This window comes from Burkholderia sp. MS389 (assembly GCF_016899425.1).
Classification (GTDB): Bacteria; Pseudomonadota; Gammaproteobacteria; order Burkholderiales; family Burkholderiaceae; genus Burkholderia; species Burkholderia sola.
Genome location: NZ_CP045994.1, coordinates 1,129,359 through 1,147,719, shown reverse-complemented (window position 1 = coordinate 1,147,719; position 18,361 = coordinate 1,129,359). Strand labels below are relative to the sequence as shown.

Below are 18,361 nucleotides of genomic sequence, written 5' to 3'. Positions count from 1 at the left end.
CAAGAACATACAAGCCGGCCCGCCACCGGCCCGCTATCCTCCAGCTCATGGAGGAGCGCTACTTGAACGAGACACCCGCCTCACCCCCGCGCCGCCCGCTCAACGAATGGCTCGATGGCGCGCGCGACACGATTCCGATGATGATCGGCGCCGCGCCGTTCGGCGTGATTTTCGGCACGCTCGTCGGCAGCGGCCCGCTTGCCGCCTGGCATGGCGCGCTGATGTCGCTCGCCGTGTTCGCGGGGTCCGCGCAGTTCATCGCGCTCGGCCTGATCGCCGGCAGCGCGAGCTTCGCCGTCGTGCTCGCCACGACGCTGATCGTGAACCTGCGCCACCTGCTGTACAGCGCGACGCTCGCGCCCTATGTCGCACACCTGCCGCTGCGCTGGCGCGCGACGCTCGGCGCGTTGATGACCGACGAAGTGTTCGCGGTCGCCTACGGGCACTACCGGCACTACCCGCCCGGCACGATCGGCCCCCACTACTTTTTCGGCTCCGGGCTCGCGATGTACCTGAACTGGCAGGTCTGGACGCTCGCGGGCATCGGCTTCGGCACGGCGTTCCCGGGCCTGCAGTCGCTCGGCCTCGACTTCGCGATGGCGGCGACCTTCATCGCGATCGTCGTCCCGCAGCTCGGCACGCTGCGCTACTTCGCGGCGGCCGCGACGGCCGGCACGCTCGCGTACTTCTGGCAGGGCTGGCCGTACAAGCTCGGGCTGCTCGGCGCGGTCGCCGCCGGCGTCGCGATCGGCGTCGTGCTCACGCTGCGGCACGATCGCACGCGGGCCCGCTCTCGCCCGGAGGCCGCATCGTGAACTACGCGCTGTTGATCCTCGGGATGGCCGTCATCACGTATGCGATCCGCTCGACGCTGTTCCTGTTCGGCGAGCGGCTGACGTTCCCGCCGCTCGTGCGGACCGCGCTCGGCTTCGTGCCGGTCACCGTGCTGACCGCGATCATCGTGCCGATGACCGTCTCGCCGCACGGCGGCACGGCCGAGCTGACGTGGCGCAATCCGCAGCTCGTCGGCGCGCTCGCGGCCGTGCTCGTGTCGGCCGCGACCCGCCGGCCGCTCGTCACCATCGCGGCCGGGCTCGCGGTGTTCTTCCTGTGGCAAGGGGTCGTCATCCCGCACTGGCCGCCTGCCTGAGCGCACGCTCCATCGCGCGCGCTCAAGTTTCCGCGCGGCCCGCCGATATAGGAGAGGAAGACCCGCCACCGGCCCCGGCGCGCATCGGTCAGTCGACGCGGCGCCCGCTCCGGTGCGCCGCGCCGGCGCCGGCTTGCGCGGGCCGTCATCGAGATGATTCATGGGCCAGATCACCCTTTCCCTCAAGGACGACACGCTCGAGTCCCTGCGCAAGGACTACGACGCGTTCGTGCGCGTATCGCTGAAACTCGACCCGCAATTCGCGACGCCGTCGTTCGAGGATTTCCTGCGCGCCAAGCTGCTCGACAACATGGTGCCGCTGACCGAGCACGCCGTGCAGCGGATGCTGCAGGGCGGCCAGTACGCATGGGCCAAGCGCACGCTCGACAAGGAATTTCCGGACGTCGTCGCGATCCTGATGCGGCAGGCCGGCGAATTCGGCTTCGGCTTCGCGTCGCGCTCCGAATGGACACCCGACGAGCTCGCGAAGGCATGCCGCGACTGGGCGAAGGCGATCGTCGCCGAAGCACAGGGCGACGCGTCGCTGATCGACCCGCTCGCGTCGCAGATCAAGGCGGCGGCGCAGGACATCCAGACGCTCGAGGAACTGATGCAGACGCCCGCGTGGCGGCTCGCGGAATCGCTGCGGCAGCGGATCTACGAGGCCAAGCTCGCATGCGAGATGAGCGTCGGCAGCACCGCGCGCGACAAGCTCGGCGAACTGCGCGGGCTGCTGCGGCTCGGGCTCGCGCACGGCTCGTTCCAGAAGCAGGAAGCGCAGCAGATCATGGAATACCTGCGGCTGCTGAAGCCGGAGATCTTCGTCGAGGAACCGTACGACGTCTTCGCGCGCCTCGCCGCGTGGCTGCGCAGCGTATTCACGCCGGCTGCGGTGCGGCCGGCCCAGGGCCAGGGGCAAGGCCAGCGCCGGCCGTAAGTACGCGTCCCGCTTATTACCCCACGAAAACGGCCCGATTCGCGCAAAGCGAACCGGGCCGCCGGACGATCGCCCGTCGCGACGCGCCGTCCGAAAACACGCGTCGCGACGGCGCCGGACACTGCTTACTGCGTGGCGCCCTGGGCCGATGCGCCGCCCTGCGCGCCGACCGAGGCGCCGCCTTCGGTCGCGTCGTCGGCCTTCTTCTTGGCCGAGCCCGCATGGCTCTTGGCCGACTTCGCCGCATGCTTCGTGTGCTTCTTGGTCGAATGGACGGCCGACGACGTCGTATCCTTCGCGCCATCGGCTGCCGCGCCGACCGCATCGGTCGCGCCGCCCGTCGCATTGCCCGACGCGTTCGCGCCGGCACCACCCTGCACGCCTGCGCCGACACCTGCCGCCGGAGCCTGCGTCTGTACGCCGGCACCCGCCGCGCCTTGCGCCGTCGTGCCCGTCTGGGCGAATGCGGCCGAAGTGGCGAACGCCGTCAGCGCGGCACCGATCAGCATCGTACGAATCTTGGACATGGCAATTCTCCTCAAGAAGTTGTGCGCCCGGTCCGCAGCGATGCGGACCGTCGCGTTCCCGCCGCAACACGCAGCAGGTACGACAGAAGACCCGCGGCCCACGCGGCCGGTTCGCGAATCTCTCAGACTGTTACCCACCGTTTCATTTGCTGACGAATCGCTCACAGTCCTTTACAACGTGCGGCGGCGGCCCGCGCTCGCGTGCCGGCCCGCGGTGCCGTATGATGCGGAGCGTTTCCTCCCGCGCACCGCGCACCTTCCTCGTCATGCCCAATCTGGATTTCACGCTGACCGGCGAATACGTCGAGCTGCACAACCTTCTCAAGATCACCGGCCTCGCGGACAGCGGCGGCACCGCGAAACTGATCGTCGCGTCCGGCGCGGTGAAAGTCGACGGCGCGGTCGAGCTGCGCAAGACCTGCAAAATCCGCGCGGGCCAGGTCGTACTGCTCGGCGACACGCGCATCGCGGTACGCGAGGCATAGCGCCCGTTCACGCTGATAACGGGCTTGCGCAGGCCCTGGCCGTTCCCCTGCCCGCGACATGGCCATCGGCGCACGCGTTCGACACGGTACGAATAAAGCCGTAAGCTAGCCGTCTCTCAAAATAACGACATACAGCGCGGGCCCGCACCCGCGCGAGCGCCCATTCCATGTCGCATTCCGGTCTCACGCGGACGGCCGCCGCGCCGCCGTCCCTGTCCAGTCATGCCGCCGATACCGCGCGCCTCGCCGCGCCGCTCGCGATCGCGCAACTGTCCCAGATGGCGATGAGCGTCACCGACACGGTGCTGCTCGGTTCGCTCGGCCCCGATTCGCTCGCGGCGGGCGGGCTCGGCGCGAACTTCTTCTTCGTGATCGTGACGATCCTGCAAGGCGCGCTGTCGTCGGTCAGCGTGAGCGTCGCGCACGCGCGCGGCGCGCAGGCCGAGGAGCGCGTGCCGCACATCTACTGGACGGGCTTCGCGCTGTCCGTGCTGCTCGCGATTCCGGCGATCGTCGCGCTGTCGCTGGCCGAACCGATCCTGCTGATGTTCCACGAGCCGCCGCTGCTCGCGCATCACGTCGGCGAATACACGGGCATCCTGCGCTTCGCGGCGCTCGGCAGCCTGATCGGCGTCGGGCTGATGCGCGCGTTCCTGCCAGCGATCGGTGCCGCGCGGCGGCTGTTGTGGGTATCGATCGGCGGCGTCGGCGTCAACGGCGTGCTGAACTACGGGCTGATCCACGGCGCATTCGGACTGCCGCGCCTCGGCTTTCTCGGCTCGGCCGTCGCGACGACGATCACGATCTGGCTCACCGCGCTCGCGCTGATCTGGCTGCTGCACGGCCGGCAGCGCTTTCGCCATTTCGTGACCGCCGCGCGCCCGAAGCTGCCCGTGATGGGCGAACTGATCGGCATCGGCTGGCCGGTCGCGATCACGTACGGCGTCGAATCGACGCTGTTCCTCGCCACCGGCCTCACCGTCGGCGTGCTGGGCGCGACGTCGCTCGCCGCGCACCAGATCGCGCTGAACGTCGCGTCGGTGTCGTTCATGGTGCCGCTCGCGATCGGCCAGGCGGCCAACGTGCGCGTCGGCTACTGGATCGGCGCGGGTTCGCCCGTCGCCGCGCGGCACGCGGGCTTCGTCGCGCTCGCGCTCGGCGTCGGCTTCATGTCGCTGTCCGGCCTCGTGATGATCGTCGCGCCGCATACGATCGTCGGCCTGTACCTGCACCTCGACGACCCGGCCAACGCGGCCACGGTGTCGCTCGCCGCGTCGCTGCTCGGCATCGCCGCGGTGTTCCAGATCGTCGACGGGATGCAGACCGTCGGGTCCGGTGCGCTGCGCGGCCTGAAGGACACGCGCATCCCGATGCTCGCCGCGACCCTCGGCTACTGGGGCATCGGCTTCCCGACCGGCTACTGGTTCGCCTTCCACGCGGGCCTGGGCGCGCGCGGCCTGTGGTGGGGGCTCGCGGCGGGCCTCGCGAGCGTCGCCGTGCTGATGGCATGGCGCTTCCACCGCAAGACCGCGTCGCTGATCGCGGCGGCGCGCTAGCGCCGGTTTGCGCGCGTCACGCGCCGTGGGCACGACACGACGCGAAATCGCGGCCGGCGCTATGCTTGTCGGCTGAACCGCTCGAGACGCCGCGCCAGCGGCGCGACTGCCTCACGATACGTCTGATTACGCCTGACGCCGCGCGACGACGCGCGGCCTTTCCCCTTTCCAGGAGGAGTGCATCATGAATGAAGCAGTTCGGATGGAACGCGACACGTTCGGCGAGATCGCCGTGCCGGCCGACCGGCTCTGGGGCGCGCAGACCGAGCGCTCGCTGCAGAATTTCCGGATCTCGACGGAGAAGCAGTCGCCCGAGCTGATCCACGCGCTCGCGATCGTCAAGCGGGCCGCGGCGGCCGTCAACCAGTCGCTCGGCGTGCTCGCCGACGACAAGGCGCACGCGATCATCGAAGCCGCCGACGAGATCATCGCCGGCAAGCATCCGCGCGAATTCCCGCTCGCGGTGTGGCAGACGGGCTCCGGCACGCAGACCAACATGAACCTCAACGAGGTGATCGCGAACCGCGCGAGCGAGCTGCTGGGCGGCGAGCGCGGCGAAGCGCGCAAGGTTCATCCGAACGACGACGTGAATCGCGGCCAGTCGTCGAACGACGTGTTCCCGACCGCGATGCACATCGCGGCCGCGTATGCGATCGTCAACCACCTGCTGCCGGCGCTGCGCACGCTGCGCGCGACGCTCGACGCGAAGTCGAAGGCGTTCGCCGACATCGTGAAGATCGGCCGCACGCACCTGCAGGACGCGACGCCACTCACGCTCGGCCAGGAGTTCTCCGGCTATGTCGCGCAGCTCGACCAGGGCATCCGTCACGTCGAATCGGCACTGCCGCACCTGTACGAACTCGCGCTCGGCGGCACCGCGGTCGGCACCGGGCTGAATGCGCATCAGGAATTCGCGTTGCGCGTGGCCGACGAGATCGGCCGGCTCGCGAAGCTGCCGTTCGTGACGGCGCCGAGCAAGTTCGAGGTGATGGCGGCCGCCGACGCGCTGGTCTTCGCGCACGGCGCGCTGAAGACGGTCGCGGCGAGCCTGATGAAGATCGCGAACGACGTGCGCTGGCTCGCGAGCGGGCCGCGCTGCGGGCTCGGTGAGCTGTCGATCCCGGAAAACGAGCCGGGCAGCTCGATCATGCCGGGCAAGGTGAACCCGACGCAGTCGGAAGCCGTGACGATGCTGTGCTGCCAGGTGTTCGGCAACGACGTCGCGGTCAACGTCGGCGGCGCGAGCGGCAATTTCGAGCTGAACGTGTTCCGGCCGATGATCGCGCACAACGTGCTGCAGTCGGTGCGGCTGCTCGCCGACGGCGCGCAGAGCTTCAACGATCACTGCGCGGTGGGCATCGAGCCGAACCGCTCGCGCATCGACCTGTTGTTGAACGAATCGCTGATGCTCGTGACGGCGCTCAATCCGCACATCGGCTACGACAAGTCCGCGCAGATCGCGAAGAAGGCGCACAAGGAAGGCACGACGCTGAAGGCGGCCGCGCTCGCGCTCGGCTACCTGACCGAGGCGGAATTCGATGCATGGGTACGCCCCGAGCAGATGATCGGGACGCGGTAACGGCAGGACGACGGGCGCGGCGCGTCGAGCGCGGCGCCCGCGGCACTCAGACGGTGCCCTTCGCGACCTCTTCCGGCTTCATCTCGACGATCTTGTCGAGCGCGGCCCGCACGTCGGCCGCATATTTGGCGAGCACCTTCTGCTCGTCGGTTTCGGGCACGAACGGCGGCACCGGCACCGGGTTGCCGTTCTCGTCGACCGCGACGAACACGACGAGGCAATCGGTCGTCTGGCGCAGCACGCCGCCCTTCGGATCGCCGGCGTGCACCGACACGTGGATGTGCATGCTGGTACGGCCCGTCGCGACGACGCGCGCCTTCAGCTCGACCAGATTGCCGACCAGGATCGGACGCTGGAAACGGATGTTGCCGACGCTGACAGTCACGCAATAGCGGCTCGACCAGACGGCCGCGCACGCATACGCGACCTCGTCGATCCATTTCATCAGCGCGCCGCCATGCACCTTGCCGCCGAAGTTCACGGACGAAGGCTCGGCAAGGAAGCGGAATACGGTTTCGGTGCGGTCGAGAGCGGCCGGCACGGGGGACGGTTGGGGCATTGTTGTGGCTCCAGGCGGCAGGGGCGCTGTAATCGGGCCATTATACGTTGCACTGCGGCAATGCGTCGCGGCAAGCCCCGCCTAGCGGGGCTGCGGCGGCCATGCCGGCTCGCGCGCCGACCGGCGTCGGTCAGCGGCGCACCGTGATGCCCTGGTCGATCGTCCCGTACATCTCGATACTGCCGCTGCGCTCGCCGGTCGCGCCCGCACCGCCGGACGCACAGGCCGCGCACACGAGCGCGGCCGCCAACACACAGAAAATCGTCTTCATCGTTGCATCGCGTCACATGCGGCGGCCCGCTGCCGCCGCGTCCGGCCATTCTACGCGTGCCCTGCAACGGGCCGCGGTCCGGTCCGCGCCAGCGCGCCACCGCCGTATCCGACATTTCATCCGGAAACGAAACATCGAATGCGCGCGCGGACTACACTGCCCTCCAACCCGCTCGACGAGACACGACGATGACCGATCAAGACGACCACCATTTTCCGGGCCTGAGCCGCATCGGCGCACTGATCGCCGATCCCGGCCGCGCCGCGATGCTGTGGGTGCTGATGGACGGCAGCGCGCGACCGGCCGGCGAACTGACGATGATCGCGGGGCTGTCGCCGTCCGCGGCCAGCGCGCACCTCGCGCGCCTGACCGAGGGCGGGCTGCTGGCCCTCGACGTGCGCGGCCGGCATCGCTACTACCGCATTGCGTCGGCCGACATCGCGGCGTCGCTCGAAGCGCTCGCGAACGTCGCCCGCGCGGCCGCGCCGCATCGCCCGGTTCCGCCGCCGTCGCGCACGGTCCCGGCCGAACTGCGCTATGCACGCACCTGCTACGACCACATGGCCGGCGAGCTCGCGGTGCGCATCTTCGACGGCCTCACCGCGCGCGGCTGGCTATTCGCCAACGGCGACGCGATCGACACCACCGAGCGCGGCACGCAGGCGCTCTCGCAATGGGGCATCGACGTCGCGCAGCAGCGCGCGCGCCGGCGCCGCTTCGCGTGCGGCTGTCTCGACTGGAGCGAGCGGCGTTCGCATCTCGGCGGCGCGCTCGGCGCGGCGCTGCTCGACAGCTTCTGCGCACACGGCTGGATCGAGCGCGCGGCCCGACCGCGCGTGCTGCGCGTCACGGTGCCCGGGCAGCAGGTTTTCGACGCGTGGCTTACGTCTGCTTGACGCCGGCATTGCAGCTGCACGACAACGGCGCGCGATGGACAGGTTTTGTTACACCGCGTGCCATTCGACTTACAAAACACCGTGCCTTGAAACAGGCCAAGCGGATATCGTGAACGGGACGGCACGAATCGACGCGCCGCGATCACAACGATGACGCTCACCATGGCCTCCCTGTTCGCGCTCAAGCGCACCGCCCGCTACACGCTGCTCGCATTCGCCGCACTGGCGGCGCTGCCGCCCGCCTTCGCGCAATCTGCCGATGCGCCGCCGGCTGCAGCCGCGGCACGGCAACCCGGCGGCGATCCGCCCGGCCGCGTCGCCCGGCTCAATTACCTGTCGGGGGCCGTGACGACCGAACCGGCCGGCACCGATACCTGGTCGTATGCGGCGGTGAACCGGCCGCTGACGACCGGCGACCAGCTGTGGAACGATGCCGGCGCGCGCTCGGAACTGCACATCGGCTCGACCGCGGTGCGGCTCGGCGAATCGACGAGCCTGTCGGTGCTGAACCTCGACGACACGACGACGCAGTTGAAAGTGGGTCTCGGCACCGTCTCGACGCACGTGCGCGGTCTGCCGGCCGGCGGATCGTACGAAATCGACACGCCGAACCTCGCGCTCGGCATCACGGGCCCCGGCGACTATCGCGTCGATGTCGCGCCGAACGGCGCGAGCACGACGGTGACGGTGCGCAGCGGCAGCGCGACCGTCTACGGCAGCAACGGGCAGTATCCGCTGTCGCCCGGGCAGCAGGTCGTATTCACCGGCACCGACCTGCAGGTCGCGCAGCAATCGGCCGCACCGGGCCCCGACGCGCTCGACCAGTGGGCCGCCAGCCGCGACGCGGCCGAAGCGCGCTCGGTGTCGGCCCGCTACGTGTCCCGCGACATGCCCGGCTACCAGGATCTCGACGCGAACGGCACGTGGCGCGAAACCCCGAATTACGGCGCGGTATGGGTGCCGAACGACACGCCGGCCGACTGGGCGCCGTATCACGACGGCCACTGGATCTGGCAGGCGCCGTGGGGCTGGACCTGGGTCGACGACGCGCCGTGGGGCTTCGCGCCCTATCACTACGGCCGCTGGGCGTACCTGGACGACAGCTGGGCCTGGGTGCCGGGGCCGATGGTCGTCAGCCAGCCGCCCGTCTATGCGCCGGCGCTCGTCGCGTTCGTCGGCGGCGGGGGCGGCGGCGGTTCCGACTGGAGCGTCGCGCTCACGGTCGGCGGCGTTGCCGCGGCCGGCTGCGCGTGGTTCGCGCTCGGTCCGGGCGAACCGTGGCATCCGGGCTGGGGCGGCTGGAGCCCGCACTACTACGACCGCGTCAACCGCAACATCGTGGTGAACAACGTCAACGTGAACAAGACCGTGAACGTGACGAACATCACCAATATCACCAACATCAACAAGACGTACGTGAACTTCCGCGCGCCGCATGCGATCACGGCCGTGCCGGCCGCCGCGTTCGTGCACGGCCAGCCGGTCGCGCACTTCTCGCAACACGTCGATCCGCAGCAATGGCGCAACGCGCACGTCACGCCGGGCACGCCCGGCATCGCGCCGGTCCGCCAGAGCTTCACCGGCGGGCTGCGCACTGCCAGCTACCGTCCGCCGGCGGCGATCGCGCAACACCCGTACGTCGCGACGCGCAATCCTGCCGTGCCGCCCGCGTATCGCGACCAGGCCGCCGCCCACCTCGCGCAGCAAGGCGGGCGCGTACCGGGCGCCGGCGCGCCGGTCGTGAAGACGAATGTGCCGGCCGACTATGCGGCGCGTCCGGTCCGCGTTCCGGGCAAGCCGGGCGGCGGCGCCTGGGCGATGCACAACGTGCAGCTCGTGAACCCGCACGGCCCCGTCGTGCAGCCGGGCCGCGCGCCGCGTGAAGGCCAGCCGGCCGCCGAGCAGGCGGGCCGGCCGGGCGTACCGACGCCGGGCGTACCGACGCCGGGCATGCCGAACGGCGCCCGGCCGAACGGCGAAAACCCCAACGCACCGCGTTTCACCAATGGCGGCCCGCCGCAGGCGCCCGGCAACCCGATCCCGCATCAGGCGTTCGCGCCCGGCAACGGCGTTCCGCATCCGCCGGGCGCGAACAACGCTCCGTCGGGCATCGGCAATGCACGTGCAGCCGGCGCACCGTCGTCGCCCGCGTGGATGCAGCCGCACACGCCGATGGAGCGTCAGCGCGCCGCGCCGCCTACTGCGCTGCACGCGGCAGGACAGAATGCGCTGCCGCCCGTGCGCAGCGCGGCGGTACCGCATCCGGACGGCGTGCCGACACCGCAGGGTGTGCAACCCGGCGGCCGGAACGAAACGCCGCGCGCGCAGCAGCAACCGCAACCGCAGTCGGACCATGTCGCGCAGATTCCGCAACCGCGTCCGCGCCCCGATCTCCCGACGCCGGCCCGCCAAGCGCAGCCGCAGCCCGAACGGGCCGCCCCCGCGCCGCAACCGCGCCAGGACTTCGCGCAACCGGCGCCCCATCGCGAAGTCGCGCCGCCGCGCGTGAACGAGTACCGCCCGCCGGCGCCCGCCGTGCATGACATGCCGCGCCCGCAGCCGCAGGCGCCGCGCATGGAGCCGCGACCTCAACCCCAGCCGGCGCCCCGGATGGAACCGCGCCTGTCGATGCCCGCGCCCCGGATGGAGCCACGGCCACAGCCGGCGCCGCACGTCGAGGCGCCGCGTCCGGGCAATCCGCCGCCGCAGGGCGGCCACGAGGAGCGGCATCGTCAGTAGGTGCAGCAAACATGAAACAAAAAGGCTCGACCGGTATCAGCCGGTCGAGCCTTTTTGCAGGTGCGAATCGATGAAGCCGCGCGGCCCCGGCCGCGCGATCAGACCGCCATCGGCGCGGTCAGCGGCTCATGATGCCGGTAGCCGACGAGCGAGAAATCGGACGGCTCGACCTGCTCCAGCCATTCGGGCGCATAGACGCCCGTCTTCGCGTACTCGGGCACGCGCTCGGCAATCTCGAGCCGCGGGCTTTCGTACGGCTCGCGCGTGAGCTGCTGCTGCAGCATGTCGAGCTGGTTCTCGTAGATGTGCGCGTCGCCGATGAAATACGTGAACCAGCGCGGCGTATAGCCCGTCAGCCGGCCGACGAGCGACAGCAGCGCGGCCCCCTCCGTCAGGTTGAACGGCGTGCCGAGGCCGACGTCGTTGCTGCGGATGTACAGGCACAGCGAGATCTCGCGCTTCGTCGCGTTCGGCAGGAACTGGTACAGCAGATGGCACGCGGGCAACGCGATCTGGTCGAGCACGGCCGGATTCCACGCGTGAAACAGGATGCGACGATCGGACGGGTTCTCCATGATCGTGTCCAGGCACTGGCGCAGCTGGTCGATCGCCTTGTACAGCAGCACCTTCGGCGCGCCGTCTTCGTCGAAACGCGTGACGATCCGGAAGCCGCGGCGCGTCGCGTCGGCGATCTGCGCGTCAGCGTTCGCGTCGAGCACCTTGTAACCCGGCCACTGACGCCATTGCACGCCGTATACGTCGCCGAGATCGTCCTCGCCCCGGCGATACGGGTTCGCGAGCCACTGCGCGTTCTCGTTCGCGTTCGCATCCCACACCTTGCAGCCGAGCGCGCGAAAATCGGCCGCGCTGCGCGACGCGCGCAGGAACCCGACCAGTTCACCGATCGCGGACTTGAACGCGAGCTTCTTGGTCGTCACGGCCGGGAAGCCTTGCTGCAGGTCGAAGCGCAGCATCGCGCCCGGCATGCTGATGGTGCGGATGCCCGTGCGGTTCTCCTGCCAGGCGCCGGTATCGAGAATGGTACGAACGAGATCGAGATACTGTTTCATGCGGGTTCCTTCGGCCGCGAGGGGCGGCCGTACCCGCCAATTTTAGCAAGCGTGGCGCGGAAGCTCCGGCAACGACGCCGAAAACCCTGCCAGCGTGTCGCCGCGATCGCGCATGCCGTGCGCGCACATCAGCCGGTAGAGCGTGACGCGCGACACGCCGAGCTCACGCGCGGCATCGGCAAAACGGCCGCGATGGCGCAGCAGCGCCTGCTCGATCGCCTGCCGTTCGGCCGCCTCGCGCGCCTCCAGCAGCGACACCGGCGCGAGCGTCGCATAGTCGTTCAGCTCGAGATCGGCCGCGGTGATCATCCGGCCTTCGGACATCACGATCGCGCGCCGCACGCGGTTGATCAGCTCGCGCACGTTGCCCGGCCACGAATAGCCGTACAGCGACGCGACCGCGTCCGGGGAAAAGCCGCGCAGGCGGCGATGCGCGTCGCCCTTGAAGCGCTCGAGCATGTGGCGCGCGAGCACCTCGATGTCCTTGCCGCGCGCGCGCAGCGGCGGCTCCTCGATCTTCAGCACGCACAGCCGGTGAAACAGGTCCTCGCGAAAGCGCCCTTCGCGCAGCGCCGTTTCCATGTCCACGTGCGTCGCGCAGATCACGCGGACATCGACCGGCATCGACACGTGCGCGCCGAGCCGCTCGATCTTGCCTTCCTGCAGGAAGCGCAGCAGGCTCGCCTGGCTTTCGAGCGGCAGGTCGCCGATCTCGTCGAGAAACAGCGTGCCGCCGTTGGCGGCCTCGACGCGGCCGATCTTGCGCTGGTTCGCGCCGGTGAACGCGCCGCGTTCATAGCCGAACAATTCCGCCTGCAGCAGCGTCGACGGGATCGCGCCGCAATTGATCGCGATGAACGGCGCCTGCGCGCGCGACGAACGCTCGTGAATCGCGACCGCCGTCAGTTCCTTGCCCGTGCCCGATTCGCCGGAGATGAACACCGGGGCGTCGGTCGCCGCGACGCGGCGAATCGTCCTGAAGAGCCCGAGCATCGCATCGCAGGTGCCGACCATCTCGCCTTCGCTGCGCCCGGCGCCGACGGGCGGCGCAACGGGATCGGTCAATGCGACCATGCCGTGCGCATGGCCGACGGTCTCGACGATCCGCCCGGTTTCGTACGGCATCGTCACGTAGTCGAAGCAATAGTCGCGGATGAGATGCCGCAGCATCGCGTCCTGCAACTGACCGCGCCGCGTCGCCGCGATCCAGCCGATGTGCTGGATGCTCAGGCAGGCTTCGAGTTCGCGCAGATCCGACGGCTTGAAGCCCGGCGAGAAATCGAGCAGGCCGGCGGTTGCCACGCCGTGCTGCACGACGCGCCGTACGTCGCGCACGGTCTCGGCGAGATCGACGCGCCAGCCGCGTTCGTCGAAATGGCCGCGCAATGCGTCGTTCGGTTCGCGCGAATAGTAGATCACGTGCCGCTGATCGGCTCCCATATCCTCACCCCGTTCATCAACCGTCTAACGATTGCCGCACACGTCAGATCGTGTGCAAAAGGATCGAATCGGGTCAGCCAGAGGTGGCTCGATTCGCCATGCCGATGCGCGGCAACGACAAAGCCTCGCATGATGGCGCTTATCTCGCGTCCAATAATTTTTGACAAGACAGCTTGGTTATAGGCGCTGAATACGACAAACCCGTTTCAGCGCCGATGGCGATGCGGCCAAATCGCTCAGGAGGTCGATGCAGATCAATCCTCTGCACATAGTGGATGCGCAGAAAGGGCTTCGTCACCAACACACGCGCCGATTTTCATCCTTCGAGCGTATCGGTTGAATCAGCAATATTCCCGAGCCCCCTCGTTTCAGGCCTGAAACATTTTCAGGCGTTTTCGGCCGTCATTCGCAATGCTCGGGCACGAATCGCAATGGCGGCAACGGTCCCGGTACGGTGGCATGTATTTCGCTGAATACGGAAACGACCGGAGACAGTCGCCATGCGAAAACTTTTTTTACTTTCCTTCGTGCCGATGACGCTCGTGCTGTCGGCCGCCGGCCCGCCTGCACCGGCCTGCGCGGACGAAGGCATGCAGCCGCAGCGCGCGATGCTGCTTGCCGACAACACGCCGGGCAGGCAACACGACAACGCGTTCGGCATCGTGACCGTGTCGGCGCCGCAACCGCTGCCGGCACGCCAGGCCTCCGTGACGCTGTGGGACGAGATTCCACCGCCGCCCCATTTGCCGCTGCCGCTGCCGGCGCCTCAACCGGGCGATATCCGGCATGCGATGGAAGGCAACGCGCGAGCCAATACGCATCCCTGATCATTCGACGCGTCGAATCGATCAGGATTGCGTATTGAATCGACGATCCGGTCGGAAGGAATGCCATCGGGTAGAGCCGGTATCGCCGATCTCGCAGCACAAAAAGTTTTTGTGCTCCGTCCCCCGGCGGGCACTCTTTTTATTCGGACGGCCGCCGCGGCGCGGGGCATCACGCGTCGCGGCGCATGATGCAAGAAACGCGGATACCCGCGCCGGCAGGCGGAATCCGGCACGCGCCGCCGTTCCGGTAAAATCGGCCCCATTCCGTCTTCCCTCTTCCCCGACCTTCATGACGACGTTGACCCTGATCGTCGCGCGCGCCCGCAACGGCATCATCGGCCGCGACAACCAGTTGCCCTGGAAACTTCCCGAGGATCTCGCGTTCTTCAAGCGCACGACGATGGGCGCGCCGATCGTGATGGGCCGCAAGACCCACGAATCGATCGGCCGGCCGCTGCCCGGCCGCCGCAACATCGTCGTCACGCGCGACGCCGCGCGCCGTTTCGAAGGCTGCGACACGGTCACGTCGCTCGCCGATGCACTGGCGCTCGCCGCGCACGACGGCGTGCCCGAGGCGTTCCTGATCGGCGGCGCGCAACTCTACGCGGAAGGTCTCACGCTCGCCGACAAGCTGATCGTCACCGAGATCGATGCCGATTTCGACGGCGACGCGTCGTTCCCGGCGCCCGACGCCGCGCACTGGCAGGAAGTCTCACGCGACGCGCATCGGGCCGCCGCGCCGAACACGTTCGGCTATGCGTTCGTCGTCTACACGCGCAAGCGCGGCTGACGTCTTCTTCCGCACGATGAAAAAAGCCCGACCGGCTCACATACGCCGGTCGGGCTTTTTCGTTTCCTGGCGGCCTGCGCCACGCGCGGCTTACTGCCCCGCGATCGTCATCTGCTCGATCAGCACCGAGCCGGTTTCCTTCGTCCCGCGCACGATCGAGTCCGCCCCGATCGCGACGATATGGCGGAACATCTCCTGCAGCGTGCTGGCGACGGTGATTTCCTCGACCGGATACTGGATCACGCCGTTCTCCACCCAGAAACCCGCCGCGCCGCGCGAATAGTCGCCCGTCACGTAGTTCACGCCCTGCCCCATCAGCTCGGTCAGCAGCAGGCCCGTGCCGAGCTTCTTCAGCATCGCGTCGAAGTCGTCGCCCGCCTGCGTGTTCGAGCTGCGCAGCGCGAGGTTGTGCGAGCCGCCCGCGTTGCCGGTGGTTTGCGTGCCGAGCTTGCGTGCCGAATAGGTCGACAGGAAATAGCCTTCGACGACGCCGTCCTTCACGACGCTGCGCGCACGCGTGCGCACGCCTTCCTCGTCGAACGGCGCGCTGCCCATCGCGCGCGGCACGTGCGGATCCTCGACGACCTGGACGTGCGGCGCGAACACCGGCTTGCCGAGGCTGTCGACGAGGAACGACGTCTTGCGATACAGCGCGCCGCCGCTCACCGCCTGCACGAACGCGCCGAGCAGGCCGGCCGCGAGCGGCGCCTCGAACAGCACGGGCACCTTGCGCGTGTCGAGACGGCGCGCGCCCATCCGCGCGAGCGCGCGTTCGGCCGCGTAACGGCCCACCGCTTCGGGCGCGGCGAGATCGATCGCGCTGCGCTTCGACGAATACCAGTCGTCGCGCTGCATGTGGCGGCCGCTGCCCGCGATCGGCGCGCATGCGATGTAGTGGCGCGAGTACGGATAGCCGGCGAGGAAGCCGCGCGACGTCGCGAGCACGAACTGCGAGTGCTGCGCCGACACGCTCGCGCCTTCCGAATTGCGGATCTGCGGGCTGACCGCGAACGCGGCGTCTTCCGCGCGGCGGGCGAGCTCGACGGCCTCGTCGGCGCTCAGCGCCCACGGGTGGTACAGATCGAGGTCGCGCGGATCGGTTTCGAGCAGCTCGGCTTCGGCGAGGCCGGCCGCTTCGTCCTCTGCCGTGAAGCGCGCGATGTTGTAGGCTGCGGCGACGGTATCCTTGATCGCGGCCGGCGAGAAGTCCGACGTGCTCGCGTTGCCGCGCTTCTTGCCGATGAACACGGTGACGCCGACCATCTTGTCGCGGTTGTGCTCGATCGTTTCGACTTCGCCGCGGCGCACCGACACCGACAGGCCGTCGCCCTCGGAGATTTCGGTCGCGGCGTCGGTCGCGCCGAGCGCCTTCGCATGGCGAAGGATGTCCGATGCGATTTCCTTGAGCTGGTCCTGCGTGTGCGGGAAATAGCGCGCTTGTACGTCGAGATTGGCTGCCATCGTCTTGGTATCCGGTGGCGGGCGGGCGCCCGCATGGTCAAAATGTTGCGTATCCCGCGATCATAGCAAGGTCCGGGGCCGCGCACAGACAAGCTTGGGGTGTCCGCACCGCGATACAATGCGGCCCATGACACGCAAAACCCGAATCCAGCCGATCGAGCCTGTCGCCGAAGAAGACGACAACGGCTACGATCGCCCCAGCAAATCCCAGTTGAAGCGCGAAATGCACGAGTTGCAGGTGCTCGGCCAGGCGCTCGTCGACCTGCCGAAAGACGCACTGAAGCGCATGCCGATGCCCGAAAGTCTCGCGGACGCCGTGCGCGAGGCGCGCCGGATCACCGATCACGAAGGCAAGCGCCGCCAGCTCCAGTACGTCGGCCGCGTGATGCGCTCGCTGACCGACGACGAAACGGCCGCGCTGCGCACCGCACTCGACGCGCAACGCGGCGTGAACAAGGCCGCGACGGCCCGCCTGCACTGGATCGAGCGCACGCGCGAGCAGCTGCTCGCGAGCGACGACGCGCTGACCGAATTCCTGCGCCAGCACCCCGACGCCGACATCCAGGAAGGCCGCACGCTGATCCGCAACGCACGCAAGGAAGCGCAGCAAGGCAAGCCGCCGCGCTATTTCCGCGAGCTGTTCCAGTGGATCAAGGCGGCCGGCGGCGCGTCCGACAGCGACGACGACGCGGCCGACGACGCCGGAGACGACCATGACGACGAAGCCTAACCACCCGGACGAGCTCGTGGTCGGCCTCGTGTCGATCAGCGACCGCGCGAGTACGGGGGTCTACGAAGACAAGGGTATTCCGGCGTTGCAGGAATGGCTCGCCGGCACGCTGGTTTCGCCGTGGCGCGCCGAAACGCGCCTGATCCAGGACGACGCGCCGACGATCTCGGCCACGCTGACCGAACTCGTCGACGTCGCCGGCTGCGACCTCGTGCTGACGACGGGCGGCACGGGCCCCGCGCGTCGCGACGTGACGCCGGAAGCCACGCTAGCCGTGGCGACGAAGGAAATGCCGGGATTCGGCGAACAGATGCGGCAGATCAGCCTGAATTTCGTGCCGACCGCGATCCTGTCGCGGCAGGTCGCGGTGATCCGCGAAACGGCCGACCATGCGGCGCTGATCATCAACCTGCCCGGCCAGCCGAAGTCGATCCGCGAAACGCTGGAAGGGCTGCGCGACGCCGACGGCAAGTCGACCGTGCCCGGCATCTTCGCCGCGGTGCCCTACTGCATCGACCTGATCGGCGGCCCGTATATCGAGACCGACGCCGCGGTGGTCGCGGCGTTCCGCCCGAAAAGCGCGCGGCGCTGAGCGTTTGCCGCGCGCCGCACGTGTGCCGGCCCGCTCAGGCGGCCGGCACGGAATCGCCTGCCGGCGCCGATGCGGCCGGAATCAGGAAATGCTCGCGGTAGTACTTCAGCTCGTCGATCGACTCGTGGATGTCGGCGAGCGCGGTGTGCATCGCCCGCTTCTGGAAACCTTTGTAGATGGCCGGCTGCCAGCGGCGGCACAGCTCCTTGAGCGTGCTGACGTCGAGGTTGCGGTAGTGGAAGAACCGCTCGAATTCCGGCATCCAGCGCGCCATGAAGCGGCGGTCCTGGCAAATCGAGTTGCCGCACATCGGCGACTTGCCCGGGGACACGTACTGCGCGAGGAACGCCTGCAGTTGCGCGGCGGCTTCCGCCTCGGTCACGGTCGACGCGCGCACGCGGTCGATCAGCCCCGAGCGGCCGTGCGTCGACTTGTTCCAGTCGTCCATCTTCGCGAGCGTCTCGTCGCTCTGGTGAATCGCGAACACCGGGCCCTCGACGGCGACGTCGAGCGTGGAATTGGTCACGACGACCGCGATCTCGATGATGCGGTCGTTATCCGGGTCGAGGCCCGTCATCTCCATGTCGAGCCAGACGAGGTTCAACTCGTTGCGCACGAGCGCGGGCTGGCTGGCGGAAGCGGCGGTATCGGTCATGATTCATCCTGGAAAATAGCGAACCGGGCGCGCCGACGCGGCGCCACCCGGGCGGTCGGCATCGCATCAGCGGGGCCGGTCCGCAAGAACATATAAT

At 68.8% G+C, this 18,361-nt stretch carries 19 protein-coding genes; 12 read left to right on the top strand and 7 right to left on the bottom strand.

The features are described 5' to 3' along the window. Positions 1–47: 47 nt before the first annotated feature. From GJG85_RS05405 to GJG85_RS05395, 3 genes are all read left to right on the top strand, one after another. A complete protein-coding gene (locus GJG85_RS05405; protein ID WP_050011495.1) occupies positions 48–815 on the top strand; it encodes an AzlC family ABC transporter permease in 768 nt (255 codons plus the stop codon). Beyond that, positions 812–1,150, top strand: coding sequence for an AzlD domain-containing protein (locus tag GJG85_RS05400; RefSeq protein WP_050011496.1), 339 nt, complete (start codon positions 812–814; stop codon positions 1,148–1,150). Before GJG85_RS05405 ends, GJG85_RS05400 begins: the two co-directional genes overlap by 4 nt. A gap of 160 nt (positions 1,151–1,310) precedes the next feature. Further along, on the top strand, positions 1,311–2,087 hold the full coding sequence (locus tag GJG85_RS05395; RefSeq protein ID WP_050011497.1) for a DUF4088 family protein: 777 nt from the start codon (positions 1,311–1,313) through the stop codon (positions 2,085–2,087). Between the two features lie 125 nt (positions 2,088–2,212). On the opposite strand, the gene GJG85_RS05390 is transcribed toward GJG85_RS05395, so the two are convergent. Then, on the bottom strand, positions 2,213–2,614 hold the full coding sequence (locus GJG85_RS05390; RefSeq protein ID WP_050011498.1) for a hypothetical protein: 402 nt from the start codon (positions 2,612–2,614) through the stop codon (positions 2,213–2,215). A 266-nt stretch (positions 2,615–2,880) separates the two neighbouring features. On the opposite strand from GJG85_RS05390, the gene GJG85_RS05385 reads away from it, so the two are divergent. The 3 genes from GJG85_RS05385 to fumC all read left to right on the top strand — a co-directional run bounded on the left by GJG85_RS05385 (position 2,881) and on the right by fumC (position 6,234). Beyond that, entirely contained in the window at positions 2,881–3,099 is a 219-nt protein-coding gene (locus GJG85_RS05385) for an RNA-binding S4 domain-containing protein (protein WP_006486208.1), read from the top strand. A gap of 167 nt (positions 3,100–3,266) precedes the next feature. Continuing rightward, positions 3,267–4,655: a multidrug efflux MATE transporter NorM gene (gene norM, locus GJG85_RS05380; protein WP_050011499.1), complete on the top strand. Its 1,389-nt coding sequence runs from the start codon at positions 3,267–3,269 to the stop codon at positions 4,653–4,655. Between the two features lie 184 nt (positions 4,656–4,839). Continuing rightward, the gene (gene fumC, locus GJG85_RS05375; RefSeq protein WP_204383727.1) at positions 4,840–6,234 is read left to right on the top strand and encodes a class II fumarate hydratase; all 1,395 of its coding nucleotides are present in this window, start codon (positions 4,840–4,842) and stop codon (positions 6,232–6,234) included. 46 nt (positions 6,235–6,280) lie between these two features. On the opposite strand, the gene GJG85_RS05370 is transcribed toward fumC, so the two are convergent. Further along, complete coding sequence (locus GJG85_RS05370; protein WP_027811985.1) at positions 6,281–6,793, bottom strand: acyl-CoA thioesterase; 513 nt, start codon at positions 6,791–6,793, stop codon at positions 6,281–6,283. 130 nt (positions 6,794–6,923) lie between these two features. Next, positions 6,924–7,064 carry a hypothetical protein gene (locus GJG85_RS05365; protein ID WP_162838111.1) on the bottom strand — a complete coding sequence of 47 codons (141 nt, stop codon included), beginning with the start codon at positions 7,062–7,064 and terminating at the stop codon, positions 6,924–6,926. A 188-nt stretch (positions 7,065–7,252) separates the two neighbouring features. Here GJG85_RS05365 and GJG85_RS05360 point away from each other — a divergent pair, with 188 nt between their 5' ends. Together GJG85_RS05360 and GJG85_RS05355 are read left to right on the top strand one after the other, a co-directional pair. Then, entirely contained in the window at positions 7,253–7,960 is a 708-nt protein-coding gene (locus tag GJG85_RS05360) for a helix-turn-helix transcriptional regulator (protein WP_050011501.1), read from the top strand. 150 nt (positions 7,961–8,110) lie between these two features. Further along, positions 8,111–10,699: a DUF6600 domain-containing protein gene (locus tag GJG85_RS05355; protein WP_239468931.1), complete on the top strand. Its 2,589-nt coding sequence runs from the start codon at positions 8,111–8,113 to the stop codon at positions 10,697–10,699. 98 nt (positions 10,700–10,797) lie between these two features. Here GJG85_RS05355 and GJG85_RS05350 read toward each other — a convergent pair whose 3' ends face one another. Both GJG85_RS05350 and GJG85_RS05345 read right to left on the bottom strand, forming a co-directional pair. Beyond that, a complete protein-coding gene (locus GJG85_RS05350; protein WP_089488266.1) occupies positions 10,798–11,769 on the bottom strand; it encodes a thymidylate synthase in 972 nt (323 codons plus the stop codon). 42 nt (positions 11,770–11,811) lie between these two features. Beyond that, positions 11,812–13,209: a sigma-54 dependent transcriptional regulator gene (locus GJG85_RS05345; RefSeq protein ID WP_089488265.1), complete on the bottom strand. Its 1,398-nt coding sequence runs from the start codon at positions 13,207–13,209 to the stop codon at positions 11,812–11,814. Positions 13,210–13,709: 500 nt separating this feature from the next. On the opposite strand from GJG85_RS05345, the gene GJG85_RS05340 reads away from it, so the two are divergent. Next, a complete protein-coding gene (locus GJG85_RS05340; RefSeq protein WP_089488264.1) occupies positions 13,710–14,036 on the top strand; it encodes a hypothetical protein in 327 nt (108 codons plus the stop codon). A 289-nt stretch (positions 14,037–14,325) separates the two neighbouring features. Then, entirely contained in the window at positions 14,326–14,826 is a 501-nt protein-coding gene (locus tag GJG85_RS05335) for a dihydrofolate reductase (RefSeq protein ID WP_050011507.1), read from the top strand. A gap of 90 nt (positions 14,827–14,916) precedes the next feature. Here the strand turns inward: GJG85_RS05335 and pmbA are convergent, their stop codons facing one another. Beyond that, the gene (pmbA, locus tag GJG85_RS05330) at positions 14,917–16,287 is read right to left on the bottom strand and encodes a metalloprotease PmbA (protein ID WP_048984630.1); all 1,371 of its coding nucleotides are present in this window, start codon (positions 16,285–16,287) and stop codon (positions 14,917–14,919) included. 127 nt (positions 16,288–16,414) lie between these two features. On the opposite strand from pmbA, the gene yjgA reads away from it, so the two are divergent. Further along, positions 16,415–17,017, top strand: a complete 603-nt coding sequence (gene yjgA, locus GJG85_RS05325) for a ribosome biogenesis factor YjgA (protein ID WP_275564760.1) — start codon at positions 16,415–16,417, stop codon at positions 17,015–17,017. Then, positions 17,001–17,609, top strand: coding sequence for a molybdopterin adenylyltransferase (mog, locus tag GJG85_RS05320; protein ID WP_080334138.1), 609 nt, complete (start codon positions 17,001–17,003; stop codon positions 17,607–17,609). Before yjgA ends, mog begins: the two co-directional genes overlap by 17 nt. A gap of 34 nt (positions 17,610–17,643) precedes the next feature. Here mog and orn read toward each other — a convergent pair whose 3' ends face one another. Then, a complete protein-coding gene (gene orn / locus GJG85_RS05315) occupies positions 17,644–18,264 on the bottom strand; it encodes an oligoribonuclease (RefSeq protein ID WP_050011510.1) in 621 nt (206 codons plus the stop codon). Positions 18,265–18,361 lie beyond the last annotated feature (97 nt).

Coding starts and splice junctions, on each gene's coding strand:
- orn (WP_050011510.1), bottom strand. CDS start 18,264: ATGACCGATACCGCCGCTTCCGCCAGCCAGCCCGCGCTCGTGCGCAAC.
- fumC (WP_204383727.1), top strand. CDS start 4,840: ATGAATGAAGCAGTTCGGATGGAACGCGACACGTTCGGCGAGATCGCC.
- pmbA (WP_048984630.1), bottom strand. CDS start 16,287: ATGGCAGCCAATCTCGACGTACAAGCGCGCTATTTCCCGCACACGCAG.
- yjgA (WP_275564760.1), top strand. CDS start 16,415: ATGACACGCAAAACCCGAATCCAGCCGATCGAGCCTGTCGCCGAAGAA.
- GJG85_RS05355 (WP_239468931.1), top strand. CDS start 8,111: ATGACGCTCACCATGGCCTCCCTGTTCGCGCTCAAGCGCACCGCCCGC.
- norM (WP_050011499.1), top strand. CDS start 3,267: ATGTCGCATTCCGGTCTCACGCGGACGGCCGCCGCGCCGCCGTCCCTG.
- GJG85_RS05365 (WP_162838111.1), bottom strand. CDS start 7,064: ATGAAGACGATTTTCTGTGTGTTGGCGGCCGCGCTCGTGTGCGCGGCC.
- GJG85_RS05350 (WP_089488266.1), bottom strand. CDS start 11,769: ATGAAACAGTATCTCGATCTCGTTCGTACCATTCTCGATACCGGCGCC.
- GJG85_RS05390 (WP_050011498.1), bottom strand. CDS start 2,614: ATGTCCAAGATTCGTACGATGCTGATCGGTGCCGCGCTGACGGCGTTC.
- GJG85_RS05345 (WP_089488265.1), bottom strand. CDS start 13,209: ATGGGAGCCGATCAGCGGCACGTGATCTACTATTCGCGCGAACCGAAC.
- GJG85_RS05385 (WP_006486208.1), top strand. CDS start 2,881: ATGCCCAATCTGGATTTCACGCTGACCGGCGAATACGTCGAGCTGCAC.
- GJG85_RS05405 (WP_050011495.1), top strand. CDS start 48: ATGGAGGAGCGCTACTTGAACGAGACACCCGCCTCACCCCCGCGCCGC.
- GJG85_RS05340 (WP_089488264.1), top strand. CDS start 13,710: ATGCGAAAACTTTTTTTACTTTCCTTCGTGCCGATGACGCTCGTGCTG.
- GJG85_RS05335 (WP_050011507.1), top strand. CDS start 14,326: ATGACGACGTTGACCCTGATCGTCGCGCGCGCCCGCAACGGCATCATC.
- mog (WP_080334138.1), top strand. CDS start 17,001: ATGACGACGAAGCCTAACCACCCGGACGAGCTCGTGGTCGGCCTCGTG.
- GJG85_RS05395 (WP_050011497.1), top strand. CDS start 1,311: ATGGGCCAGATCACCCTTTCCCTCAAGGACGACACGCTCGAGTCCCTG.
- GJG85_RS05370 (WP_027811985.1), bottom strand. CDS start 6,793: ATGCCCCAACCGTCCCCCGTGCCGGCCGCTCTCGACCGCACCGAAACC.
- GJG85_RS05360 (WP_050011501.1), top strand. CDS start 7,253: ATGACCGATCAAGACGACCACCATTTTCCGGGCCTGAGCCGCATCGGC.